22 protein-coding genes are annotated in these 25691 nt (G+C 34.1%); 20 read left to right on the top strand and 2 right to left on the bottom strand.

Going from position 1 to position 25691, the window contains the following annotated elements; genetic code table 11:
• Positions 1 to 125: 125 nt before the first annotated feature.
• Entirely contained in the window at positions 126 to 2321 is a 2196-nt protein-coding gene (locus Q0951_RS10590) for an amino acid permease (protein WP_299336688.1), read from the bottom strand.
• A gap of 150 nt (positions 2322 to 2471) precedes the next feature.
• Here Q0951_RS10590 and Q0951_RS10585 point away from each other — a divergent pair, with 150 nt between their 5' ends.
• The 12 genes from Q0951_RS10585 to Q0951_RS10530 all read left to right on the top strand — a co-directional run bounded on the left by Q0951_RS10585 (position 2472) and on the right by Q0951_RS10530 (position 17264).
• The gene (locus Q0951_RS10585; protein ID WP_299336686.1) at positions 2472 to 2897 is read left to right on the top strand and encodes a hypothetical protein; all 426 of its coding nucleotides are present in this window, start codon (positions 2472 to 2474) and stop codon (positions 2895 to 2897) included.
• 179 nt (positions 2898 to 3076) lie between these two features.
• Positions 3077 to 4174, top strand: a complete 1098-nt coding sequence (locus Q0951_RS10580; protein ID WP_299336684.1) for a type 1 glutamine amidotransferase domain-containing protein — start codon at positions 3077 to 3079, stop codon at positions 4172 to 4174.
• Positions 4175 to 4207: 33 nt separating this feature from the next.
• Positions 4208 to 5260: a helix-turn-helix domain-containing protein gene (locus tag Q0951_RS10575; RefSeq protein ID WP_299336682.1), complete on the top strand. Its 1053-nt coding sequence runs from the start codon at positions 4208 to 4210 to the stop codon at positions 5258 to 5260.
• Between the two features lie 75 nt (positions 5261 to 5335).
• Positions 5336 to 5947, top strand: a complete 612-nt coding sequence (locus Q0951_RS10570) for a hypothetical protein (protein WP_299336680.1) — start codon at positions 5336 to 5338, stop codon at positions 5945 to 5947.
• A gap of 277 nt (positions 5948 to 6224) precedes the next feature.
• Positions 6225 to 8417: a tetratricopeptide repeat protein gene (locus Q0951_RS10565; RefSeq protein ID WP_299336678.1), complete on the top strand. Its 2193-nt coding sequence runs from the start codon at positions 6225 to 6227 to the stop codon at positions 8415 to 8417.
• Positions 8417 to 9154 carry a LytTR family DNA-binding domain-containing protein gene (locus tag Q0951_RS10560; RefSeq protein ID WP_299336677.1) on the top strand — a complete coding sequence of 246 codons (738 nt, stop codon included), beginning with the start codon at positions 8417 to 8419 and terminating at the stop codon, positions 9152 to 9154. Before Q0951_RS10565 ends, Q0951_RS10560 begins: the two co-directional genes overlap by 1 nt.
• 147 nt (positions 9155 to 9301) lie before the next feature.
• Positions 9302 to 9889, top strand: coding sequence for a hypothetical protein (locus Q0951_RS10555; RefSeq protein ID WP_299336675.1), 588 nt, complete (start codon positions 9302 to 9304; stop codon positions 9887 to 9889).
• 32 nt (positions 9890 to 9921) lie between these two features.
• Positions 9922 to 11454, top strand: coding sequence for a leucine-rich repeat domain-containing protein (locus Q0951_RS10550; RefSeq protein WP_299336673.1), 1533 nt, complete (start codon positions 9922 to 9924; stop codon positions 11452 to 11454).
• 20 nt (positions 11455 to 11474) lie between these two features.
• On the top strand, positions 11475 to 14252 hold the full coding sequence (locus Q0951_RS10545) for a M4 family metallopeptidase (RefSeq protein ID WP_299336671.1): 2778 nt from the start codon (positions 11475 to 11477) through the stop codon (positions 14250 to 14252).
• A gap of 348 nt (positions 14253 to 14600) precedes the next feature.
• The gene (locus Q0951_RS10540; protein ID WP_299336669.1) at positions 14601 to 15053 is read left to right on the top strand and encodes a hypothetical protein; all 453 of its coding nucleotides are present in this window, start codon (positions 14601 to 14603) and stop codon (positions 15051 to 15053) included.
• A 242-nt stretch (positions 15054 to 15295) separates the two neighbouring features.
• Positions 15296 to 15673, top strand: a complete 378-nt coding sequence (locus Q0951_RS10535; protein ID WP_299336667.1) for a hypothetical protein — start codon at positions 15296 to 15298, stop codon at positions 15671 to 15673.
• Positions 15674 to 15941: 268 nt separating this feature from the next.
• Positions 15942 to 17264 carry a DoxX family protein gene (locus Q0951_RS10530; protein WP_299336665.1) on the top strand — a complete coding sequence of 441 codons (1323 nt, stop codon included), beginning with the start codon at positions 15942 to 15944 and terminating at the stop codon, positions 17262 to 17264.
• A gap of 55 nt (positions 17265 to 17319) precedes the next feature.
• Here the strand turns inward: Q0951_RS10530 and Q0951_RS10525 are convergent, their stop codons facing one another.
• Positions 17320 to 18066 carry an arylesterase gene (locus tag Q0951_RS10525; protein ID WP_299336664.1) on the bottom strand — a complete coding sequence of 249 codons (747 nt, stop codon included), beginning with the start codon at positions 18064 to 18066 and terminating at the stop codon, positions 17320 to 17322.
• 25 nt (positions 18067 to 18091) lie between these two features.
• On the opposite strand from Q0951_RS10525, the gene Q0951_RS10520 reads away from it, so the two are divergent.
• From Q0951_RS10520 to Q0951_RS10485, 8 genes are all read left to right on the top strand, one after another.
• Positions 18092 to 18781 carry an ABC transporter ATP-binding protein gene (locus Q0951_RS10520; RefSeq protein WP_299336663.1) on the top strand — a complete coding sequence of 230 codons (690 nt, stop codon included), beginning with the start codon at positions 18092 to 18094 and terminating at the stop codon, positions 18779 to 18781.
• A gap of 47 nt (positions 18782 to 18828) precedes the next feature.
• Entirely contained in the window at positions 18829 to 21324 is a 2496-nt protein-coding gene (locus tag Q0951_RS10515; protein ID WP_299336901.1) for an FtsX-like permease family protein, read from the top strand.
• A gap of 188 nt (positions 21325 to 21512) precedes the next feature.
• The gene (locus tag Q0951_RS10510) at positions 21513 to 21713 is read left to right on the top strand and encodes a hypothetical protein (RefSeq protein ID WP_299336661.1); all 201 of its coding nucleotides are present in this window, start codon (positions 21513 to 21515) and stop codon (positions 21711 to 21713) included.
• Positions 21714 to 21775: 62 nt separating this feature from the next.
• A complete protein-coding gene (locus Q0951_RS10505; protein ID WP_299336659.1) occupies positions 21776 to 22144 on the top strand; it encodes a hypothetical protein in 369 nt (122 codons plus the stop codon).
• 265 nt (positions 22145 to 22409) lie between these two features.
• Positions 22410 to 23033, top strand: coding sequence for a transcriptional repressor LexA (gene lexA / locus Q0951_RS10500; RefSeq protein ID WP_299336657.1), 624 nt, complete (start codon positions 22410 to 22412; stop codon positions 23031 to 23033).
• Between the two features lie 147 nt (positions 23034 to 23180).
• Positions 23181 to 24188 carry a CBASS cGAMP-activated phospholipase gene (locus tag Q0951_RS10495; RefSeq protein WP_299336655.1) on the top strand — a complete coding sequence of 336 codons (1008 nt, stop codon included), beginning with the start codon at positions 23181 to 23183 and terminating at the stop codon, positions 24186 to 24188.
• 27 nt (positions 24189 to 24215) lie between these two features.
• Complete coding sequence (locus Q0951_RS10490) at positions 24216 to 25241, top strand: CBASS cGAMP synthase (protein WP_299336654.1); 1026 nt, start codon at positions 24216 to 24218, stop codon at positions 25239 to 25241.
• A 187-nt stretch (positions 25242 to 25428) separates the two neighbouring features.
• Positions 25429 to 25677, top strand: coding sequence for a hypothetical protein (locus Q0951_RS10485; RefSeq protein ID WP_299336652.1), 249 nt, complete (start codon positions 25429 to 25431; stop codon positions 25675 to 25677).
• Positions 25678 to 25691 lie beyond the last annotated feature (14 nt).

Below are 25691 nucleotides of genomic sequence, written 5' to 3'. Positions count from 1 at the left end.
ACAACAAACTAAATCAGTGAAACCACAAGCTATAATGGCTTGTGGTTTTTTATTTAAAGTTCTCTAAAAATTAATACTACGAATGACTAACAATGTAAAGGTTCAGAACTATTTGAATTGGCAGATTAAGCTAAAATACTCTCATGTCCAGAATCTCTAACGAACAAGCAACTGCTGTTAGTCTTTTCAGACATGTTTTTGATGAAATCATATGGTAAGGTATCTTGCATTCCAAAGATATTAAGATCGGCTGATGGCGCTTGAGTTACAATGTCGTTAAAGCTACCAACATAGACTTCGGTTAACGTTTGTGGTAAACGAGCCAAACTAATTAAGGAATGTAAAAACTTAATAGCATTGTGCTCTTCATTCTTATCTTCAACCACTGTAATTAACCTAATTCGTGCATTCCAATTGAGTTTTAGCTTATAAGCTACTAAAATGGACAAGTCTAAATTCCCAATATCCAATCCTCCAAATTCCCAGTTTCCTTTGCGATCACTTACCCAGACATTGATAGTGTTTCGTTGACCTAATAAAGCTGTAGTGTGAAGATTAAACAAAAGAATACCAATTTCCAAACGTATAGATTCCTTCATTACTGGCTTTAATTCATTATCATAATCATCATGATCCTGTAAATTCAAAAACATGATATTAGGTCTGAAAAACGCACCTTGTAAGGCTTGACTTCCGTAGTTAATTCCGTTGGCAAATTGATCGGTATGAATAACAGTCGACGAGGAGAATACTCCTTTTTTTCTGAATGACTTGGAAATTTCTTCAAGTTTGTCAGACAAATTATTATGTTCAGAATATGGTTCTATACCTAAAAGTTTTATAGAGCCTTTCGGGTTGGCGATACTTCTTAAAAATTCAAACGATCCTCTCAAACCATTCACATCTCGTACTGGAACCATAAGATTTGCTTTCCATGCACGTTGTTGCATTTTTTTCATTCCCCAGGTATGTTTGGCTGCCCATTCAGCAAACGAGACAAATAATCCTGATCGTACATCTTCAAAAGGAGTTTCCAGATTTTGACGTGATAAATACCAGTAAACCATCAATACAATGGCAATGGAAATCAGACTTACTGACGGATTGATGATAAACATGGCAAATATGGACGATATCAATCCAAACCATGGTACCCATTTATGGATTTTAAAAACCGGACGATAACTTATGAGTCCGAGTCGCTGTTCAATAATCACCACAATATTAATCATGGCATACGTTATAAGGAAAAAGAGCGTAACTAAAGGAGCTACTGCGTTTAAATTTCGAAGTAATAAAGTAAAAAATATCAAAACACCTGTAACCATCATTGCATTACGAGGTTGACCATTACTACTAGTACCAGACAGAATATTAGAGTAGGGAAGCACCTTGTGTTCTCCCATGGCATATAATATGCGTGATGATCCAACAATAGAAGCTAAAGCAGAAGAAAATGTTGCACCCAAAATACCTGCAATAATCAATGGTCCAAAATAGGCTTTATCAACCATGACATAATAATTGGTAAGAAGCTCTTGTTCTGTAGCACTCCTTGAGATCCAAAAGGCAAGAAGCATATAAATGATAAAACTCACGCCAATGGCCCAGAGCGTTCCTTTTGGTATGCTTTGCTTTGGGTCTTTCAGTTCACCAGACATATTAGCACCAGCCATAATACCAGTAGCTGCGGGAAAAAACACAGCGAATACGATCCAGAAATTACTACCACTAAAACCGTTTTCTATAGATCCCTTAAATGATCCCCAACTTAGAGAGTCACTCAATGGTTCTTGCATGGATCCATCGTAGGCAGCTACAACGATAGACACCAGAGAAAGTACAATGACACCCATAATCAAAAATTGAGTTTTTATGGCAAGATTTGCACTGATATAGGCAATTGTAAATAGCGATGCAAATACGATTAGATCCACAAGAAAAGCATTATGTTCTGGAAATATTCCTAACCAACCTTCTCTAAAACCAAAAATGTACATGGTGACTGCCAATCCTTGTGACACATATCTTGGAATTCCTAGACTACCACCAACTTCAAGTCCTAAAGCTTGAGACACAATGGCGTAGGCTCCACCAGCTCCAATACGAATGTTAGTAGTAATTGCCGACATAGAAAGTGCTGTACAAAGCGTAATTAAAAAAGAAATTAAAATAATGAGCCAAGCACCTAGTAAACCAGCATTACCAACGACCCAACCTAGACGTAAATACATGATAACTCCAAGTATGGTTAGCAAGGTTGGTGTAAATACACCTCCAAAGGTGCCAAATTTCTTGATGGTTTTTGGTTGATTACTCATGAAATTGATTTGCTGTTAGCCAGCATTAAGGTACTAATTATCTTGAAATTGGAAACAATAATTTTAGAGTTATGAAGTATTGTAAAAAAAATTTCAGGAGTTTTTAAACTTTGGTTGTTTTATATTTGAATCTAAACACCAATAATTATTATGAAAAAAGTCTTTTTAATTTTGCTAACCGTAACACTTTTCAATTGCTCGTCTGATGATTACAACAATGATGAAACTCAAACCATTCCAGAAGCTACGATTCTAGGTAGATGGGTATTGATGGGATTTGAAGACACCATACGCTATGAATTTACCGAAACCAAGCGCTTTTCAATTTATAGTGTTGATGGCACGTTTCCAACACTTGAAGAATTTAATCAACAAAACCCACAATTGACTGGTCATGATTGGTACTATGAAGGTGATAAAATCACTGTAGATCTTAACTTCGGGAATTTATCAACCTTAACTCCTGAATTCACTTGTGATAACTATGTTGTACGATGGTTAAATGATGATGGTGAGACCCATAGTGTTTATTACAGAGAGAACTTTGATGTCTCTGGTTGCTCAGACCTTGAATAGTCAATACATACTTACAGAACTCACAGGCGCTACAATGTTATATTGTAGCGCTTTTTTTTTTGTAACAAGTATTAGATAGGAGTTGTCATTTAATTTTTACTCTAACGGAATTATCATTTCGTCAGTATTTATCGCCTGGTTTACAGACATTAGCACTCTAATCATAATGTATATAAGAAATGAAAAAAAAGTATAAGATCCTGAAATGGACTCTAGGAGTAGTTGCAACAATAATCATTTTATTGGTCTCATTAGGATTTTGGATTAAGAGTTTAGTGCCTCCAAAAGATACGGCTATAGAAGCTAGTCAAGTTCAAAATTTAGCCTATGTAACTCAAAATGTTCCAGAACTAAGAGGAAAGATATTAGCAGTAGTTACTAGTACTGAGATTATGGGTAATACTGAAAAAGTTACAGGCTATGAATTGACTGAATTAGCAAGAGCATATTATGTGTTTAAAGCCAATGGTTTTGATGTTGACGTTGCTAGTCCTTTAGGTGGAGAAGCTCCTGTTGTTTTAGACGATGAAGATATGGGTGTTTATGATTATGCATTTCTAAATGATGCAGAAGCTCAACAAAAAACATTACATACGCTACAATTAAAAGACGTCAGCCCAGAAGATTATGAGGCCGTTTATTTTGTTGGCGGAAAAGGTGCCATGTTTGATTTTCCTGATAATACAAGTATACAATCTATAGTGAAGTCTTACTATGAAAATGGGAAAGTAATTGCTGCGGTATGTCATGGTCCAGCTGCACTTGTTAATGTAACTTTAAATAATGGCAAGCCACTAGTAGCTGATAAAACAATAAGTAGTTTCACCAATCAAGAGGAGTTATTACTTATCCCAGATGCCGACACTGTTTTTCCATTTTTATTACAAGATAAATTGGTTGAGCAAGGTGCAAATTTCAATGAAGGTGCTATGTACCTAGAACACATGAGTCATGACAATAATTTAATTACTGGACAAAACCCATGGTCTGTTTGGGTATTAGCAGAAACTGTAATCAAACAATTAGGTTATGAGCCCAAACATAGACCTATTACTAGTGAAGAACACGCTGTAAGCATATTAATAACTTATGAAAACAAAGGCAAAGCTGCTGCAAAACAGCATATAGAAAACATCATGCTCAATAAAAAAGAATCTGTAAGCAGATTACTTATTGCTAAACATGGAATTTTGGGTATCATGAAAGGAGATTTAAAACAATTTTCTAACGTATTGGACTTAGCATCTTACGCTAAAAAACTTGAGCAGGAAGAATAAATAATATCCTTAAATTTGAAGAAAATAAGTTAATTGGATTTATCAGATATACTCCTTATTATCATAAGTAGTGCAGGACTTCTTCACGGAATACTCTTCGCTACTTATTTGTGTTTTTTTAAAAAGAAACGAAAGCATACCAATATTTTTCTAGGACTTATGCTCTATTTTATGGCATTTAGGATAGGAAAGTCCGTTCTTCTAAACTTTGGTAGTGATTTGGAACCGATTTTTATTTTTGCTGGACTCTCTTTTTTATTGCTCATAGGACCTTTACTTAGGTGGTATTTACTAGCAATGACAAAACCCAATTTCAATTTACCCAAGTATTATCTTATTGAATTAATACCGTTCTTAATCATTTTTATACTGAGCTTTTTTGTTACCAAAATTTGGTTTGAAAGTAACAGTAAAGAAGTTATTATTGTATTTGCCAGCGTCATTATTTTCATTTATTTGCATTTAGCAACATATATATATTTATCATGGCGTGTGTTGCATTTTAATAAAAAAACATACAAAACAATATTATTAACTAAGTCACAAAAAGCTGTCTTTAGTTGGTTGCAATTACTCATCATTGGTTTTATACTGATTTGGATCTCTTACTGTTTAAATATCATTGAAGATACCATTCCATATGTTGTTGGTCCAATTGTGTATTCAATAGTGATATATTTTTTAAGCTATAAGGCCTTTGAATTAAAGATTTTGGATCTAGATGGGACCATATTTAAAAAAAGTGATGATGCAATTTTGTTTGAGCAAATATCTAAGTTAATTATTGAAAACAAACTCTATCTGGATGCACAATTAACTTTGTCTGGTCTGGCGCAGAGCCTTGGAAAGAGCACACAAAAAACCTCCGAAATCATTAACCAATATGCCCGACAAAATTTTAATGATTTTATCAATTATTATCGGATACAGGATGCTAAACAATTACTTGTAAAAGATGCTGTCCAGAATTACACAATTGCCTCTGTAGCTTTTGATGTTGGCTTTAGCAGTTTATCATCCTTTAACAGTGCCTTTAAGAAGTTTGAAAAAACTACGCCTTCAGCATTTAGAAAAAATGCATTATAAAACGCCGTATTACTGATTTATGTCATAGTATTCTTGCCTAATTAGTCTTAATTTAATAGACTAAATTCTGAAATTATGACAACTCAAAAACACTTCCATAGCTCCTTAAATTATATATATCCATTTATCATTTTTCTATTAGTATTCTCCTTCGGAAATGCACAAGTAGAGGAACAGGAATTTGTAAATAGCAATAAACCTGAAACCGAATTGCCACCAGATATTTTATGGGAAATTAAAGCTGTACGTCCTGAAGCAACTTTAAAAATTAAAGGTATAGATAGTGATGGTCATGTGTATGACGTAGTAGCAATTCAAAACTCTGAAGATACCAGTGTCTTAAATGTAAAAGTTCTTGACGATGATAAACGACTACCTGTTAAACTCATTGTAAAAGGTAAAGAACCGTACTATCCATTAAAGGCGATAAAAGAGGATGGCAGTCTCATTGCAATCAAGGCGGTGACACAATATGGGGATATTTTACCTGTAAAAGGGATAAGTAAAACTGGTAATATCATTCATATACGTGCTATAGATGATGGAATATATTATGACCTTATTGCAATATCACCCGACGGACAAGAAAATAGTATCAAAGGCTTAAAAATGCTCGACACCAGAGTAGAAACAATCATTCATGGTGTGAAAGTTTTTGCACATGTAAAATCTTTACAGCAGGATTGAGATCAAACTAGAATCAACATATACATTTCCGAAGAATTCTCACAAAATTAAACATTATTAGCGCATATGGATTCAAAATCAACGCTTATGGCTTGAACGCCTTCAAAAATATATTTTCTATGTATTTGTGTGGTTTATAAAGTTACTTTCCATAATTATTAATTAGAAATACTATTTTTAAGTTCATAATTAAAATCGTTAATTAGCTAAAAATATACCTGTTTGTTTTTCATGGAAGAAGTTATTACAGTGTATCCATAAACCCTTTATTTAGTTCATGAAAAATATCAAATCATCTGTTTTTATTTTAGTCTTAACTATGTTCTTTTCAATAGCTAGTTTCGCTCAGGAAGAAGCAGTAATAGATAGTTTAGAAAATGTCTTACGCCATCACAAAAAGAACGACACTACCAAGGTTAACTTATTAAACACACTTGCCTACGGTTATTCTAGTCGGGATATCAATAAATCTGATGAAAAAGTTCAAGAAGCTTACGATCTGGCCAAGGAACTTAATTTTAAAGCTGGTGAAGCAGAAAGCTTATTGAGGTTTGGTCATAATTATATAAAGAAAGCAGAACTGGAAGAGGCTGAAGTGTTTGCACTCAAAGCACTTACATTGTGTGAGGACATAAACGATCAGGACTGTATTAACTCATCTTACATCTGTCTGGCTGAAATAGCATATTATGAAAGTGATAATGATAAAGCTAAGGACTACTACGAAAAATTAGTAGCTATTTTCATTAAAGATGGAGATTCATTAAGTCAAGCAGATATGCTAAATAATTTAGGAATTCTTAGCTACAGAGAAGGAGATTTTGACGCGGCACTTAATTCGTTAAAAAAAGCATATACAATACGAGAAAAATTGGGTTATGAAAAATTAAGTTTAGGTACATTAAACAATATTGGAGCTATTTGCCTTAACCAGGGAAGGTATACTGAAGCTTTGAAATATTTTAATAAATGTTTGAGTATATATAGAGACGATAAAAACAAACGAGGGATAGCACAAGCTACTTATAATATGAGTGCTGTTTATTATGAATTGAAACAATATGATAAAACACTAAGTTATTTAGATGAAGCGTTAGACATATATAATGAATTGAAGGATAGGCGTCAGATAGCCAGTAGTTTGGTTAATAAAGGAGCTGTTTATGCCGATTTAAAAGAATTTACTAAAGCTCTAGACTACATGACGGAGTCTTTGAAGATATGTAATGAAATTAATCACATACCTGAGTTAAGTGCTGGTCATTTTCAACTTGGAGATTTGCGCCTTTTAATGGAACAACCTAATACAGCTTTAGAACATTATAAAACCTGTTTAGAGTTAGCTGAAACTATAGAGGATTTAGTTCTTGTTTGTCAGGCTCATGTTGGCTTGGCAAGAACTTATGTTTTACTTGAAAATTATCCTAGCGCCTTAGATCATGCACTCAAAGGAAAAAAAATAGCAGATGATTTAGAGCTTTTAGGACAACAAAAATTAGTATCAGAGACTCTAGCAACTATTTATAGTAATACTGGGGATTATAAAAAAGCATTTGAAAGTCATCAAGAGTTTAAGATAGTTAATGATAGTCTTTTTAATAAAGAGAACATTGAGAAAATCACACAATTAGAATACGAATATAAGTACAGGCAACAGTTAGACTCTTTGAGTATTAATGAATTGAGGCTCACTAAGACAATAAAAACTACCTCACAAGATTTAGAAAAATCACAACGGAATTACTTGTGGGCTACTATTGGTATATTGTTGCTTTCAATTCTATTAGGTGCTTTCTTTTTTTATCAGAAATTAAAAAATGCAAAGTCGAAAACACAAAATGCTTTAATGGAGCAAAAATTATTGCGTTCTCAAATGACACCACATTTTATCTTTAATTCATTGTCGGTATTACAAGGGATGATTTTAAACAAGGAAGAAAAGAAGTCGGTTAATTACCTATCAAAATTTTCAAAATTATTGCGCATTACATTAGAAAATTCCAGAGATAAAACGGTTTCATTATCTCAAGAACTCACAGCAGTTCAAGAGTATTTAACACTTCAAAATTTAGAAAACGAAGCCTATAAATGTACTATTCTAGTTGACGATTCTATAGATGTTGAGCTGTTTGAAATTCCTCCAATGTTGATTCAACCCTTTGTTGAAAATGCCATTGAACATGCGTTTGAAGACCAAAAAGAAGATCGAAAAATCGATATTCGCTTAATGTATTCTGATAAAAATTTAATCTGCACCATTGCAGATAATGGTGTGGGTATTAATTTTAAAACGGAAAACACAAATAACAACAAGAATTCTTTAGCAACTAGAATTACTTCAGAACGTTTAAGAGTGCTTTCTAAAGATTTTAATATGAAAGGTTCAGTAACAATTGAGGATCGAAAAAAATTCAACGAACAAGGAACATTAGTCACTTTAGTTATTCCGCATAAATTAATTGAAAGTTAATGAAAACACTACTAGTCGAAGACAAAGCTTATATTAGAAAAGGACTCCTTAATCTATTGCAATTAATTGATACTGATGTTGAAGTTATAGGTGAATGCGAGTCTGTTAAAGAGGCTGTGGTTGTGGCAAATGCGTGTAAGCCTGATTTGATTTTTCTGGATATTAATCTTGCTGATGGAAATGCGTTTGATGTTATTGATCAAACTCAAAATCTCGAATACAAAATTATATTTATCACTGCCTACGAAGAATACGCACTTCAGGCCTTAAAAATTGGAGCAGTGGACTATCTTCTAAAACCCGTAGATATAAATGATCTTGAAATGGCGTTACAGAAAGTTAAAAACACGCCTATTTCAGAACAAAAACAACAAATAAACACGGCAAAAGCGGTTTGGAATAATGAAGATTCGAAACTCATACTATCGCTTCACGACAGCTTTCAGTTTATTGATTTGAATGAATTGATGTATTGCGAATCAGATAAAGGATATACGTCATTTTATTGTAGTGATGGAAAGAAGCACGTTGTTTCAAAAACAATTAAAGTATTTGAAGCACAACTCACAGCATCTAATTTTACACGTCCGCACCAATCGTTTATGGTGAACTTAAAATTTATAGATAAATACGACAAGTCTGGAGTCATTCATTTAAAAAATGGAAAGAAAATTCCTGTGTCTTCACGTAAAAAAGATCAATTCGTAACGTCTTTTTTGAATAGAAATATAGATTAAACATCAAAAGCAACTTGTTTAGCTTTTCTCTTTTTGCAGATATTTCCTAAAGTATCACGCTTATTTATTTATACCTATAGAAAATAGGTTTCCTGTTTTTTTCTTCTCTGTTACCATATACATTTATCCCTATAACAGATAAATATTATGAAAAACAAGACTCCAAAATTACCTAACGTAGCTTTTCTATTTATAATGCTGGTATCTATAAAACTAGTATCATGCAGTGACTCAACCAGCAATCAACCAGCAAATGCTGAAGGCTTTACAGTCATGGAAAATGAATTAAAAAACAAGTTTGGTGATAACGCTTATTATACGGACTTAAAAATCCTATATATCAAAGGATTAGGAAATACTATAAGCACAACAGTTACTCAAGAACCAGAATCTTTAAAAATGGGTGAGTGGGATCTATCTCAAGACACCTGGACACAACGCTCAGAAGTAACGCTTGAAGTTCCTGAAGGTACAAAAGCTGCAGATTTTATGTTTCAACTAAGCAATAAGGTTAAACTAACCAAATTAGGTGGCTTAGTTGAAGAATCAATCACAAAGCTAACTACTGAGAAAAACATCGACAATCCAATATTGAGCATGGCATTTGTAAAATTCCCAAAAAACGGAGATATCTCTAAAACGGAATATGCTGTAAGACTAGAACCAGAAAATGGCGGAACCTCTTTTACTTATTATTATACATTAAATGGAGAACTTATAAAAATGGATTATTAAACAAATTTACTATAACCTTAAAATCAAATATTATGAAAAAACAACTACTTATTTTGATAACAATATGTATATCAGTAATTGTGCATTCTCAAACGTTTAATCAGACAGACAGTTTTGGTAATATTTTAGAATACAATGTAACATCAGCTACAACAGTTCAAGTAAATGGTATTACACAGAGTAATATAAATGTTAATATCCCTTCATCAGTTACGAATGGAGGCACAACCTACAATGTTACAAGAATTAATGATTTTGCACTTGGTGGTGGATCTGTGCAAATTTCAAGCATTAATTTACCTAACACTCTAATTAGTATTGGCCTGCAGGCTTTAAGTGGAAACAGTCTTACAGGAATTGTATTTCCGAATAGCTTAACAACTATTGATGATTATGCATTTCAGAATAATCAATTACAAGGAATTACAATACCAAGTAATGTTACAAGCATTGGAAATGGTGTCTTTAGAGGAAACCCATTATCTACAGTTACGTCGCTCGCAACAATACCACCTTCAATTACAACAGTTGCAGGTAATAATGATTCATTCGTTATTGGCGGAGACAGAAGTGGAATTAATTTATTTATTCCAGCAGGTACAACTGGAGCTTATGTTACAGATATAGGTGCATTATGGACAGGTTTTAACACCGTAACCGAAAATTTAAACGTTGGTGACACTTATGTAAATGGTTTTATTACTTATGAGGTTATATCAGTAGCAAACAGCACAGTTAAGGCTGTAGATTACAATACGGCAGGAGGAACCGTTGTAGATATACCAGCCACAATACCAAATGGTATAATTACATATGATGTTACTGAAATTGGAAATAATGCTTTTCAAAGTAAGAACTTAACGGGACTTACGCTGCCAAATACACTTACATATATTGGTGAAAATGCATTTTTTATTAACGATTTAACAACAGTTACAATTCCTGATAGTGTAGTTACTATTGATAATATTGCCTTTGCTCAAAACCAAAATATGACAAGTCTGGTATTAGGAAATAGTGTAACCAGTTTGGGTGATGCTTCTTTTCGTTTTACGTCTTTAAATACAATCATTATTCCACCAAGCATTACCAATATTGGTGTAGTTGCATTTGGAGGATTAGGTGGAATAAATGCTATTACTGATGTTTATTGCCAAGGTATCGTACCGCCAACAATTTCTACAAGTAGTGCACCAAACTCAGATACGTTTAGTCAGGCTCGTAGTACTATCCACTTACACATACCCGCTGGTACTTTAGGAGCTTATGTAACAGATCCTGGTGCTTTATGGACAGGTTTTAACCCTGTAACTGAAGATGCTCTAAGCATCGATGAATTTGAATTGGCCAAAGCAGCTAAAGTTATTACGACCGCAGATGCTATAAAAATTGTTACAAATCATAGTTTACAACTTCAAGATTATACGATGTATTCAATTTCTGGAGTGGAGATCGCTAGAGGTAAAGAAAGTCACATATCAACAAACGCTTTTGCCAGTGGTATCTATATCCTTAAACTCAATTTTGACAAAGGGACTACCACTAAAAAAGTGGTCTTTAATTAAATAATTAAACACTCAAAACAATGAAAAAAAGCCATTCTCTAATATGGTTACTACAGTTAGTGACCTTATGTATTTTTGCTCAAAACAAAATTGATTCTTCTGTTGTAAAATCGAAATTTGTTAACGAAAAAGGTATTGCACAATTTGTAACTTTTGATAAGGCTTCTAAATTGAATTTTGGAAATAGGTCTGATCTTTTTAAGGAATTTTTTGAAACACCTAAACACACCAGATTTGTAAAAACAGATACCAAAACAGACAAAATAGGATTCTTGCACGAAACATTTCAGCAGTATTACAATGCGATTCCCGTTGAATTTGGAATTTATAAAACGCATATAAAAAATGAAACGATATCTGCTATCAATGGAGACTACTTCCCAATTAGAGATATTAATACAACACCAAGTATTTCAGAAGCTAAAGCCATTTCTATAGCAAAAAGCCACGTTAAGGCAAGCTATAATTACGACCAATCTATGAATGCACTTGGTTATGAAGGACCAAACCCTACATTAGTAGTTTTTCCAAAAATGAAACATATTAATGCTGTAGATAGGCTGGCATTCAAGCTTGATATTTATGCAGAAAAACCATTGTATCATGCAGATGTTTATGTTGATGCGCATACAGGAGAACTTATTTTTGAAAATAACAAAATTCAGCACTCAAACCAACCTGCAAATGGGACAACGCTTTATAATGGGACACAAAATTTTACTGCCGACTCTTTTTCTGGAGGCTATAGATTACGTCAAACAACTCCACAAGGAACTGAAATACAAACGTTTGATGCAACAAGTGGTGTGCAAAATGCCACAGACATTATAAGTGCAACGTCAACATTTAATACCAATGCCGCAGCTGTTCAAGCGCATTGGGGAACGGAACAAGCGTATGAATATTACAGGCAAATGCATAACCGTATTTCTTTTGATGGCAATGGAGCACTCATTAAATCTTACATCACACCTCAAAGTCCAGATGGCTATGCGTCATGGACAGGAAGTGTTATGCATTACTCTATGGGATATGGGTCAACCTTTGGTCCGTTGACATCTTTAGATATTGTTGGACATGAATATACCCATGCAGTAATTGATTATTCTGCAGATTTGATTTTTTCTTACGAATCTGGAGCAATCAACGAATCGTTTGCAGATATTTTTGGTGAAATGGTAGAAAATTATGCCCAAGGAAGTAATGACTGGCTCTGTGGCGATGATGTTTTTACTGGTGGTGCAAGGTCTATGAGTAATCCGAAATCTAAAGGGCATCCAGACACTTATCAAGGTCAATATTGGCAAACTTCCTCTAGTGATAATTTTGGGGTGCATACTAACTCTGGTGTTCTTAACAAGTGGTTTTACCTTTTGGCTGCTGGAGGTTCTGGCATCAATGATAACAATTTAAACTATTCGGTAAACGGTATTGGAATACAAAATGCAGCAGATATAGTTTACAGAGCTCTAACAGTTTATATTACTCCGACAACTGATTTTTTTCAAGTTCGTAACCTTTTAGTTCATGCGGCATACGATTTATACGGCCAATATTCAACCGAAGCATTAGCTACCATTGAGGCTTTGAAAGCTGTTGGATTAGTAGTACAACAAACCGACTATTTATCGCCTACAGCGCCATTAAATCTTGTGAGTTCTAATGCAACTCAATATGTTATTCCTCTATCTTGGGATGCTTCAACAGATAATGTTGGTGTTTTAGGTTACACCATTTTATTAGAAGGATCAATTAACAAGTCATGGTCAACACCAAATACAAGTTTTACCGCACAAGGAACAGGAGTATATTTAGAACCAAACACAAATAATGAGTTTAAGGTAGTTGCTTTTGATGCAGCAGGAAATCTATCACAATATAGTAACACTGTAAATGTATTTTTTGACACTTTAGCTCCAACTAGTCCGACCAATCTTACAAGTTCTAATACAACTCAAAACACAACTGAATTAAGTTGGACTGCTTCAACCGATAATTATGGAGTGACAGGATATAAAATTTATCAAAATTATGAAGGAAACACAACTGAAATTCCAGTAACTGGTACATCTTACACGGTAACTGGATTAACTGAAAATAGTAATTATAGTTTTTATGTCAAAGCCATAGATGCTGCAGGGAATGAATCTAACCCTAGTAATACGGTAAATGTAACAACACTAATGTCGTCTTGTTTAGGTGGAAATGGAAACCTATCGTTAACAATAAACCTTGATTATGGATTAGGTTCAGCAATTTCCTGGACAATTAAGGATGCAACCACCTTTACTGTAGTAGATTCTGGGTCAGCTTATCCTGATGATCCTAGTTATTCGAGTTATACAATAGTTGAAAATATAACATTAAGTCCTGGAACATATATCTTTGATATTTTAGATTCTGCCTGGGGAAATAGTTTTGAATTAAAAAACAATAGTAATCAGGTCATAACTTCAGCAGCAGATACAACCAGCTATTTTCCAAACCCATTTCCGTTTTCATTTTGTGTAAACGTTTCCGGAAATAGAGAAGCTCTAATCCCTGGCAAATTGCCTAATAGCAGTTCTGAATTATCTGGTATAATCTACCCAAATCCAGTTTCAGATAGATTACATTTTAAAAATTTAGATGAGGGCTTTAAGACATTCCAAATTATAGATCTAACAGGTAAAATATTCATAAAAGGAATGCTTAATTCTGAAAATATAATTGATGTGAGTAAGCTAAAATCTGGATTGTATATACTTAGAATTCTCAATAAAGAAGAAACAGACAACTACAAATTTATTAAACACTAAATTCTGATTTACACTTTAAAACAATAATGGTCAAACTACTAGAAAAATATAAGCTAGAAGTGTTTTTGCTTCTATTTTACACTATCATTTTGTTGTTGTTTAGTTTTTGGGTTTTTTAGTTAAAAGGAAGACCGAGCAGTAACTTGAGGGTTAATTACTGCTAGTCTTCTTTTTCTTATCATTTAAAACATTTTAAAGCGATGGGTGGAAAAGTTAAAGTAGGACATTTAATCAGACTTATAGATGAGAATAAAAAAATCGATTGCACGAATCTTAGCAATACACATCTGGTCACAAATCTATAGGCGAATCAATCATAGAAGAAAAATAAATCTAAAATCATATATCATGAAAATTAAATTTTTGAACCAAAAAATCGTTTGTTTAAGTATTCTTTTGTTGTTTTCTTGCTCCATAGAAGATGAAAGTAATGAATACGACACCAATTCTGAAGAACTCATTCAATTAGAGCGAAAGCCAAGAAAAGATAAAACAGAATCTGCTCCCTTTGCTGTAGCTTCAATTACAGGTTGTGGCTATGGTTTTAAAGTAGATATGACCCTCTTTGCGCTCTCGTCTAGCCAACAATTTAATTACGAAGTATGGGATGTGTCAGGAACAAATTTAATTAACTCAGGTACTGTCTCACAAGGCATGAATACAGATTGGGTTTTATCTCCTTGTACAACATACCAATTTAGATTTTGGGGATGGCCATGGACAGGACCTCTTACAGGACATCAGCCATCACAAGTTTTAACCGCAACTACTGATGGTTGTGGTAATGTTTTTATTTGCTAATTAAATTTATCAGCATTCAACCTGTTAATAATAACAACAGTTATTACTCTGGTTGGATGTTGATATTGATATTAAAATGGTATTGATTGCAAATGAAAATTTATAATAAAACAACTCTCAAAAATCAAACAATACTATGCTTATGCATTTATTATAAAAAAGGCTACGCCTTACTTTCTTTACGGTTTTTCATTAGTGCTCCAATGTATATGTTTCATAGCTAGCATCTAAAATTACCAGAAGTGATAAGAACCAATACCAAACTTACACTTTTAAATCAAAAACTGAATTTAGAGTCGGCTTCTCATCACATTTCTGAGCTGGTCAAAAGGATTCAAAATACGTTACAACTGAGTTGTTTGGAAGAACCTGTACATGATTTGGATGCCATCAGTAATCCTAATGCTGTTGCAATAAGCAAAGACATAATTGATATTTCAGATTCTAAGCCACTTATCATTTCAGGAAAGGTTATTGCCTTGTATGGCTCTATATTAGTTTTAGAAAACAACGGATTGCAATATATGGTCTCTTTAAAAAAACTGATAGGTCATAAAATCAGAATATCAAACGATATTCAGTCCATCAACTTTGAGCCTAAACAAATTTCACTGTTTTAAAATTCTGATTAGCACTATCCTTTTTTTTAATTATAAGATCAATCACATTCAACATTAACTTATTTTGAGGCTGTAATTTCTGTATTGCCCATCGGTTTGTCTATCTATGACCACTCAAAAACATTTCTGAAATCTAACAACGGTATTTATCACTAAATGGCATTCAGGATTGAGAGTACTTACTATTCACTAGAATTAATATGATTTTTTAAAATACTTAAAATTATTTGTGTTATGTTTACCATATACTCACTGGCAATCCACTTTTATGGTCGACAATTCAACTACCAACTCATCTCACAGAGCATTGCAAAAAACCTTTTGGCGTTTTGTTCTCTTGTTTCTTATACTCCATATTGTGCCAAATAATCTTGGGTTTGGATTCACTTACGCGCTTGATGATTCTACATTTTGGGATAGACCAGTAATTTGGTTTGGAGAACAATTATTTGGATGGGATTTTGATCTAGAATGGTTGTATCGAGGCTTCGATTCTAAATATCAGTTATGTAAATATATTTTTATCATCTTATTAGCGCTAATAGGTACAGCGCTTTGGATGCTAATAGATAAGTATTTCAAGACCAATTATAACGACAAACTCAGAACATTTGTACAAACGGCATTACGTTATCATCTTGCAGTCATCATGATGAGTTATGGACTGTCTAAGGTGTTTATGCTACAGTTTGGCACCCTAGATCTTAATGGTTTGGAACGAAAAATTGGAGATTTTGGGCCTATGGGACTGATGTGGACGTTTATGAGTTACTCCAAAACTGTCGTTATGTTTGCAGGTTGGACAGAATGTATAGGTGCTGTACTTTTATTTTTTAGAAAAACCACTTTTTTAGGCGCATTAGTATTGTTTGGTGTTATGTTGAGTGTAGTTATCATGGATATTGGTTATGATGTGACTGTTGCCATGTATGCCATTCAATTGTTGCTGATGGTCATCGTATTGTTAAGTAGTCAGTTTAAAAATCTGTTTAAATTTATAGTCCTTGGTAAAAAGGTTGCCTCAGTTCCCTATAAATACTTATTTAAAGATTCAAAGTTTAGAAAAATAGCTTTGGCTTTAAAGGTATTGCTCATGGTCTCTTGTTCGGTGTTATGGTTCAAAGAGTATAACCAACGTATCAAGAGCCAAGCAAAAAGCGCATACTATTGGTTTTCTGCTAAGCATACTGTAGAAACGTTTATACTCAATGGGGATACGATTCCTGTATCAAATGAAGACCATCCAAAATTATGGAAAACAATTACCTTTGATGATAGTTTTTATTTTCCTGAAACCTTTGCTCTTGAAAAAACGAGTATAAGACCGTTCAGATTTAACTATGAGGTAGACTCCATATCACAAACCATTCGTTACAACACCGCAAAACCAAACTTTATAGGTAATGACAACGAAGACGAGGAAGATCAGACAGATCTAGAATGGCAAACTATTAACTACAAAGAATTAGAAGATAAAGTTTTTGAGTTCGAAACTATTTTTGAGGGTGACACGATATATGCTAAGACCAAAGTTAAACGGTTTGAAGATTATATATTGATTCGAAATAGTGGACACTTTTTGTTTGATTAAGTTCCGAAGATAAACAAGTAGAGCAGATATCAAATCTATTAACAGTATAACAACCTTACTTACTAATCACAGGCTCTAAAACTTCCCAAACTGTGTTAGCAACAATGTCATGTCCTTCAGCAGTGGGATGAATACCATCATTCTGATTGAGATCGGCAATACCACCAACATCTTTTAAAATAAAAGGAATAAACTCCACATCATTCGTTGCTGCTATTTCAGCATAAATACGTCTAAACTCACTCGTGTAATCCTGTCCCATATTTGGAGGCAATTCCATACCAGCCAATATGATGGTTGTCTCCGGACTTTTCGATGACACCACATCTATAATCGCTTGCAGGTTCTTACGTGTTTCAGATAAAGGCACACCTCTTAAGCCATCATTTGCTCCAAGTTCTAATAAGAATACATCAACATCCTGATTCATAACCCAATCAATCCGACTTTTCCCACCTGCTGTAGTTTCACCGCTTAATCCCGAATTAATGACTGTATAATTCAAACCTAAAGCATCTATCTTTCTTTGCAAAATAGCAGGATAGGCGTCATTAGTATCATCCAATCCGTAACCTGCTGTAATACTATCGCCAAAACACAATATGGTTTTAGTATCAGTTGCTGTGTTCTCAGTTTGATTTGTTTCTACTTCGGAAACTGTATTTTGAGTAGCTTTCTCAGTTTTACCATTTCCGCAGGACACCAGAAAAAGGGTCAGTATAAAATAACAAAACTTTAAGAATTTATGTACAAATGAATCTGGTGAAATTGAAACCAATTGTTTATTTTGAGCCTTCGACATGAGTTGTCCTTTAAATTTAATGAATATGTCAAAGATATTAAAGATTACTGGTCTGGAAAAGACATATACCAGTGGTAACAAACAATTAACGGTTCTACATGATATTTCTTTTGAGGTCCATAAAGGACAAACCTTTTCTATTGTTGGTCCGTCAGGTAGTGGAAAAACTACCTTATTGGGTTTATGTGCTGGATTGGATCAGCCCAATGCTGGTAGCGTCGAGTTATGCGGTCAGGATCTCAATAGTTTAAATGAAGACCAACGTGCCCAATTACGAAATAAGGAAGTGGGTTTTATTTTTCAGAATTTTCAATTGCTACCTACACTTACAGCACTTGAAAATGTCAGTGTGCCTCTGGAATTACAAGGTGATAAGGAGGCTTCGAAAAAAAGCATGGACTTACTAGAAAAAGTCGGACTTAAAGATCGTTTTCATCATTATCCGTCGCAACTTTCGGGTGGCGAACAGCAACGCGTAGCATTAGCCCGAGCGTTTGCCAATTCACCGTCTATTTTATTTGCCGATGAACCTACAGGAAATTTAGATGAAGACACTGGTGAGAAAGTGATTCAACTCCTTTTTGATCTCAATAAAGAAGCTGGAACCACTTTGGTCATTATTTCTCATGATATGGATCTGGCCAATCGTACTGAACAAATCCTGAGACTTAAAGGCGGACAAGTATTAACCAATCAATCTACTGCAACACTTTGAGTACATCGAACAGTAAAACCGGTTTAAATTTACCTTGGCTTTTTAAAATGGCATGGCGCGATGCTAAGGCTAGTCGTGTGCGATTACTCTTATTTATGGCGTCAATTATTTTAGGTATTGCTGCTGTGGTGTCTATACAATTGTTTAGCACAAATCTTAAAGACAATATACAGCGTCAATCTAAAAGTTTGATGGGTGCCGATTTCATTATCGATTCCAGACAGGTGCCTACAGAACGTGCTCAAGCTATTATAGATTCGTTGCAACCTGATGCGTCAGAAGTCAACTTTGTATCGATGATTGCTTTTCCGAAGAATGGAGGCACCAAACTAGTCCGTGTTCGTGGTTTAGAAGGCAACTTTCCGTTTTATGGTTCAATAAGCACGCAACCAACAACTGCAGCTACAAGCTATCAGGATTCTGGTGGTGCCTTGGTTGATGCAACCTTATTACTACAATTTGGCATCAAACCAGGCGATTCTATTAAAGTAGGAGAGGTGACATTACCAATTGCTGGTGCCTTAAAATCCATTCCGGGAAGTACTGCCATTTCAACATCTGTAGCACCTCCTGTAGTGATTCCATATCGCTATATTGACGATACCCAACTCCTTCAATTTGGGAGTCGTAAAGAATATCAATACTTCTATAAAGTGTCTGATACCTTAAATTTAGATCGGCTAGAAGATAAGATCGAGCCGCAACTGGATAAAGAAAATGCCGATTTAGACACACATACCAGCACGAGCAGACGTTTAGGTAGGCGTTACGACAATGTTGGTAAGTTTCTTAATCTCGTAGCGTTTATTGCCTTATTACTAGGATGTATTGGGATTGCGAGTTCTGTTCATATTTATATCAAAGAAAAACTAAGCGCTATTGCTGTGCTAAAATGTATGGGTGCTTCCAGACGACAAAGTTTTCTCATATTCCTGATTCAAATTGCAGGCATAGGATGTATTGGCGGACTCATAGGTTCGCTCATAGGTATTGGGCTTCAGGAACTTTTTCCATACTTTCTGAAAGACTTTTTACCGTTTACTGTAGACATCACCATTTCGGCCCAACCGATACTGATAGGTGTTGGTTTAGGAATCTTCATGTCTGTTCTATTCGCATTATTACCCTTACTTCGTACTTGGTATGTATCGCCATTAGAAGTATTGCGTGTTGACGAACAGGCCACTCAGGAACCCAAATCTGTTCGTTTGATTGTCTTTGGAGCCATTATCGTATTTCTGTTTTTATTTTCGCTCTGGCTGCTAAATAATGTCGCCTTTGCGTTCGGTTTTGTGATTGCGACGCTCATTACGTTTTCTATTCTGGCTGGTATCGCTGTGCTGTGTATAAAAGCTATCAGACGCTTTTTTCCGAAACGATGGGGTTTTACTGCGCGTCAAAGCTTGCTGAATTTATTCAGACCAAACAATCAAACGGTTGTTCTGGTAGTGGCTATTGGTTTGGGGACGTTTTTAATTAGTACGCTCTATTTCACCAAAGATATTTTACTGGCAAAAACAGAAGTCGGTCAGACCACTCAAAATGCCAATATCATCATATTAGATGTGCAGAGTACACAACGTGAAGCAGTCGCCCAAAGTATCACTGCTCAAGATTTACCTATTCTGAATGACATTCCGTTAGTGACCATGCGCATGCATCGTATCAAAGACCAATTAGTTAATGATTTGCGTCAGGATACCACACGTCAGGTTCGTGGCTGGATATTAAACCACGAATTTAGAACGACCTATCGCGATTCCATTATAGCTTCCGAAGAACTTGTTGATGGTGTATGGACTCCAGAATTGAAATCGGGAGCGCCTGTGGTGATTTCCATTTCAGATAATCTGGCAGCAGATGCTAAAGTAACTATTGGCGACACGATTGTCTTTAATGTTCAAGGTGTGCTTATGGAAACTACAGTTGGTAGCATACGACAAGTAGATTGGGGACAACTCCAACTTAATTTCTCCATCGTATTTCCAAAAGGTGTACTAGAACAAGCGCCACAGTTCAATGTGTTTACAACATCGGCACCAGATGAGATCAGTTCGGCAGCTTTACAGCGCGATTTGGTAGCACAATTCCCAAACGTGTCCATTATTGATCTGCGACAAGTCTATACGATTGTTGAGGATATTCTAGATAAAGTCTCGTGGATTATCAATTTTATGGCCTTCTTTAGCATATTCACTGGAATTATTGTACTAATTGGATCTGTAAGAACCAGTAAATACCAACGTATTAAAGAAAGTGTATTGTTACGAACCCTTGGTGCCAAAAACAAACAGATCTTGCAAATCTCAGCCTTTGAATACTTTTTTTTAGGACTGCTTGGCAGTCTAGTTGGTATTGTATTGGCATTGGTAAGTGGTTTCTGCTTAGCGCTATTTGTATTTAATGCGCCTTTTGTACCATCTATGATTCCTTTCGTGGTATTTCTACCAGGAATCACACTATTGGTATTAGCCATTGGTGTGAGTAATATTCAGAGTGTATTGCGAAGTTCACCTCTGGAAGTCTTGCGACGTGAAGGCTAGTAATTGGCAAGACTACAAAGTCAATACCAAAACATGAATTAGTTCCTTTTGTTCTAAAAGTGAGCAAATAGTATTGTCTACAGGTCTTCATATCAAAAATAAGGCTACCCCTTACTTTTTTTACGGCTTACAATTAGGAGTAGAGGAGGAGGCGTTTTATTTTTCGGGCAATTAATGACACCCAAACTATGACTACAGTAGAGCAACTCATCGAGGAGTTAAGCAAAATGCCGAAACAATTACCCATTTCATTAAATATCAAAAAACATGAAGGCGACTATGCCTTACGTTTATCTAAAATAGAAGTAGAGCAGCAGGACTTTGAAACCCCGTATTCTGATCCAGGAATGAAACAGAAGTTTGTGATATTGAATCAGAGAGGGACTTAGCTATTTTTGCCAGCCAATCCTTTTCTAACATTCCTTGATTACTTAACAAAACAACTAAACAAATGAAATCAATTATTACTCTATCAATATTATTCTTAGCAGTATGGACCACTAATGCACAAAACTCATCCATTAAAAAAGAATTAGATAGTCTAAAAACGGTTCATGCGGTTTGTATGATCGAAGACAACATTAAAACCTCTAATGGAGCATTAAACCAATTAATGCAAGAGAAACAAAAGTTGCTTAATCAATTAAGTGACATCCAATCGTTTAAAATAGGACGCACCAAACTAGAGAAAGAAAAACAAATGAAAGAGATTACTAATCTCATCAAAACAAACAATACGAAACTTAATGAGGCTACCCAAACTCATAATGCATTAATAGAAGAGTTGAAAGTGGCGAAAGAGAAGGTGAGGGATTTGTAGCATTGAGAAAGTATCTTCTGTAATATTAATGAAACCGAAGAATGAGTTTAGGCGATAGCCAAACTTATTTATGGTTCACGAGCACCTATTTATTGAAATAAATGTGATTATTTAGAATATATTTTGTTTTCATTACGGAAATCCACAAGAATTCAATTTACAGGCAAGTTATATTTACACCAATAATTTAATAAATGTTAATAACAATTTTATAACTAGTGGTTTAGAAATATATTATAAGTGTATGTAAAGTGTATATTTGTGTATGTTTTATAATTTATCTGATAAAGAATTAGAGGCTCTAAAGATTATTCGAAATTCAATTGTTCATCAAGGAAGAATACCAAGCGTACGTGAATTAATGATTGGGCTTGGCTATAAATCTCCTCGCTCATCAGCAGTTATACTAAATAGCCTTGAAGAAAAGGAAATTTTAAGAAAGAAATCTGATGGTACTTATCAGATTGTTGATTTTGAAATACCTGAATATTTTGGCTCTAGAGCACAAACTGTTAAAATACCCTTAATAGGAAGTGTAGCTTGTGGAATGCCAATTTTTGCAGATGAAAATATTGAAGCAGAAGTTTCCATTTCTATAGAAATGATTAAAAGTGGATATAAATACTTTTTATTAAAAGCAGAAGGAGATTCAATGAACGAAGCTGGTATCAATAATGGGGATTTGTTGCTAATCAGACAGCAACCAGATGCTAATAATGGAGATAGAGTATTGGCTCTAATTGATGATGAAGCAACCGTTAAAGAATATAATAAAAATGGTGGTATGGTTATTTTGAAACCAAAATCCACAAATAAATTACATCAACCGATAATACTAACAAGCAATTTCAGAATTCAAGGAATTGTCGAAGAAGTTATATCACTTTAAAATATAAAATTATGGCAAGACAAAGCAAAAGAGGTAGGGACGCAGGAACTGGAAGGTTCGTTACTATCAAAGAAGCAAAGAGAAGACCGAAAACTACAGTCATTGAGACTATAAAAGTTGGAAGGACAAAAAAAAGAAAGTAAATAGTTGAGTAATAAAAAATTTAAAATATTATCAATTGATGGAGGAGGTATTAAAGGCATATTTCCAGCCAAATTTTTAGAGTCTTTAGAGGAAGAAATCGGAGAAGGGCAAACACACAAACATTTCGATTTAATCTGCGGTACTTCAACAGGAGGTATTATAGCATTAGCACTATCATTAGGGATTCCAGCAAAAGAAATTCTAAAGCTATATCAAGACAATGCAAAAACAATTTTTGGTAGTCGTAATTTGAATATAGTTAAAAAACCATTTTATAGTAATAAACCATTAGAAAAATTAGTAAGAGACATTTTTAAAAAGTACCACGATGAAGATGAAGACCCTAGGATAAACGATGCATTAAAAAAAGCAAAATTATTAATCCCAATCTATAGTTTATTAGATGGCGGAACTCAAGTATTAAAAACACCACATACTCGAGATTTAATTTTAGATAAGCATATACCAATGTATATGGCTGCAATGGCAACCTCGGCAGCACCAACATATTTTAATGCTTATTCAAACACATTTAAACGTATGGATTCAGATACAAATGAAGATTTTTCTAATAAAGTAGATGGTGGTGTATATGCAAATAATCCTAGTATGCTAGGTATTATTGAAGCAACAACAAGGCTAGAGCAAGAGTTGGATAATATTCAATTGCTATCGCTAGGTACTGGTCAATATAAATATGAGGAAGCTAAAAGTAAAAAGTTATGGTCTGTTACTTATTGGGTGTGGCTAAAAAAGAAAAGAATATTTGAGCTTTTTATGCAAAGTCAATCTCAACTAGTGCATAATTCGGTTAATATTCTGCAACAATTTAATGATGATTTCCTGTACAAGAGAATCGATTTAGAATTTAATCACAATTTCAAGATTAAAATGGATGAAACTAACCCAATTAAATTAAAAACATTGTCTGAAAAGGCAGCAAGAATATTTCAAACAGAAGGAAAATATGTATTGGATACCTTTTGTAGCAGCAGAGTATCTCTTACTTAAAAACAAGAATAATATAAAGAAAAGAACATGGCAAATTGCAATAAACTGTTTTTAGATTATGATAATAATTTAAATATACCAAAAAAGAAAAAAGATAAACTTAAAGAATCAAAAGAGGTACTTCGTACTAGAATTCGAAAGCATTTTAAAGACAATCATCCAACCTATAAACCAGAATTTTATATTCAAGGCTCTTACAAAATGGGTACAACCATTCTAACAAAAGATGATGAATGTGATCTCGATGATGGTATCTATTTTAAAATAGAAGCAGATGTAACCGCCACAACACTTCAAAAATGGGTGAAAGATGCACTTGATGGCGCAACAAGTACACCTGTAGAACATCGTACTAAATGTTTAAGGGTAATATATCAAGGCGATTATCATATAGATTTTCCGGTGTATATCTTTCCAGAAGTTGATGACCACCCTTCTCTAGCAGTCAAAAACAACGGATTTGAAGAAAGTGATCCTAAAGAAGTAGTTGAATGGTACAAAGCTGAAAAAGTTAAAAACACACAACTAAATAGACTTGTAAAATATTTAAAAGGTTGGGGTGATTATAAAAGAAATAAAATGCCTAGTGGCTTAGCAATGACTATTCTTGCTGCTAATAATATACAGCCTAACGACAGAGACGATATTGCACTTAAAGATATATTAATTAAAATCCAAGAAAGACTTGATGCGGGTTTTGAATGTATTGTTCCTGCAACACCAGGCGACGATTTATTTGAAAATTTTGATAATACTAGAAAAAATAATTTTCTATCTAATCTTGATGATTTTATAGAAGACGCAAAAGAAGCAGTAGATAATGAGCCAAATCAGTTAAAAGCTAGTAGGCTATGGCGTAAACATTTAGGAAGTAATTTTCCTCTAGGTGAAGATGAAGATGTTGATGCTAAAGAAGCAGCTTTAAAAGCGATTTCAGAAAGAGTTTTGGCTGGTGCTGCATATTCTCAAAGTTCGGGTGCATTGACCACAGAGACAACAGGTGTAAAAAACAAACCACACACAAACTATGGCGGCGGTCAAGAAATTTCATAAAAATAGATTCAAATCACGTGGGCAAAATCTACCAATAAGAATAATACTTGTTAGGGAGAAAAAGCTCATTGAATCACATTATAAATTTCTAAAGTGTAGCATAAAACAAAACAAGTTAGTTTGTTTAGGGAAGGTTAAACCAACTGAATATTCTAAAGAGTATAGTATAAAATTAGTTTATAATGGTTTGGATGCGCCAAAGGTATATGTGGTAGAACCAGAAATTGAATATCACGATGATATACATATGTTTCCGAAAGAAAAAAATCTTTGTTTATATCATCCTGAAACAGATGATTTTTACTGGAATTTTAGAACGGATAACGTATATGATACTATAATACCTTGGGCACTAGAATGGTTTGTGTATTACGAATTGTATCTAATTACGGGTAAATGGGAACACCCATATGTGTCACATGATGCTATTAAATAATTAAATAAAAAAAT

The organism is uncultured Psychroserpens sp., assembly GCF_947501425.1.
Lineage (GTDB): Bacteria > Bacteroidota > Bacteroidia > Flavobacteriales > Flavobacteriaceae > Psychroserpens.
This window is presented reverse-complemented; position numbering and strand designations above follow the sequence as displayed.

What these genes read in the sequence shown, in the direction of transcription:
- Q0951_RS10580 (WP_299336684.1), top strand. Translation starts at nt 3,077, where the DNA reads ATGAAAAAAAAGTATAAGATCCTGAAATGGACTCTAGGAGTAGTTGCA.
- Q0951_RS10545 (WP_299336671.1), top strand. Translation starts at nt 11,475, where the DNA reads ATGAAAAAAAGCCATTCTCTAATATGGTTACTACAGTTAGTGACCTTA.
- Q0951_RS10530 (WP_299336665.1), top strand. Translation starts at nt 15,942, where the DNA reads ATGGTCGACAATTCAACTACCAACTCATCTCACAGAGCATTGCAAAAA.
- Q0951_RS10520 (WP_299336663.1), top strand. Translation starts at nt 18,092, where the DNA reads ATGTCAAAGATATTAAAGATTACTGGTCTGGAAAAGACATATACCAGT.
- Q0951_RS10570 (WP_299336680.1), top strand. Translation starts at nt 5,336, where the DNA reads ATGACAACTCAAAAACACTTCCATAGCTCCTTAAATTATATATATCCA.
- Q0951_RS10590 (WP_299336688.1), bottom strand. Translation starts at nt 2,321, where the DNA reads ATGAGTAATCAACCAAAAACCATCAAGAAATTTGGCACCTTTGGAGGT.
- Q0951_RS10550 (WP_299336673.1), top strand. Translation starts at nt 9,922, where the DNA reads ATGAAAAAACAACTACTTATTTTGATAACAATATGTATATCAGTAATT.
- Q0951_RS10490 (WP_299336654.1), top strand. Translation starts at nt 24,216, where the DNA reads ATGGCAAATTGCAATAAACTGTTTTTAGATTATGATAATAATTTAAAT.
- Q0951_RS10510 (WP_299336661.1), top strand. Translation starts at nt 21,513, where the DNA reads ATGACTACAGTAGAGCAACTCATCGAGGAGTTAAGCAAAATGCCGAAA.
- Q0951_RS10515 (WP_299336901.1), top strand. Translation starts at nt 18,829, where the DNA reads ATGGCATGGCGCGATGCTAAGGCTAGTCGTGTGCGATTACTCTTATTT.
- Q0951_RS10525 (WP_299336664.1), bottom strand. Translation starts at nt 18,066, where the DNA reads ATGTCGAAGGCTCAAAATAAACAATTGGTTTCAATTTCACCAGATTCA.
- Q0951_RS10585 (WP_299336686.1), top strand. Translation starts at nt 2,472, where the DNA reads ATGAAAAAAGTCTTTTTAATTTTGCTAACCGTAACACTTTTCAATTGC.
- Q0951_RS10505 (WP_299336659.1), top strand. Translation starts at nt 21,776, where the DNA reads ATGAAATCAATTATTACTCTATCAATATTATTCTTAGCAGTATGGACC.
- Q0951_RS10565 (WP_299336678.1), top strand. Translation starts at nt 6,225, where the DNA reads ATGAAAAATATCAAATCATCTGTTTTTATTTTAGTCTTAACTATGTTC.
- Q0951_RS10540 (WP_299336669.1), top strand. Translation starts at nt 14,601, where the DNA reads ATGAAAATTAAATTTTTGAACCAAAAAATCGTTTGTTTAAGTATTCTT.
- lexA (WP_299336657.1), top strand. Translation starts at nt 22,410, where the DNA reads ATGTTTTATAATTTATCTGATAAAGAATTAGAGGCTCTAAAGATTATT.
- Q0951_RS10555 (WP_299336675.1), top strand. Translation starts at nt 9,302, where the DNA reads ATGAAAAACAAGACTCCAAAATTACCTAACGTAGCTTTTCTATTTATA.
- Q0951_RS10560 (WP_299336677.1), top strand. Translation starts at nt 8,417, where the DNA reads ATGAAAACACTACTAGTCGAAGACAAAGCTTATATTAGAAAAGGACTC.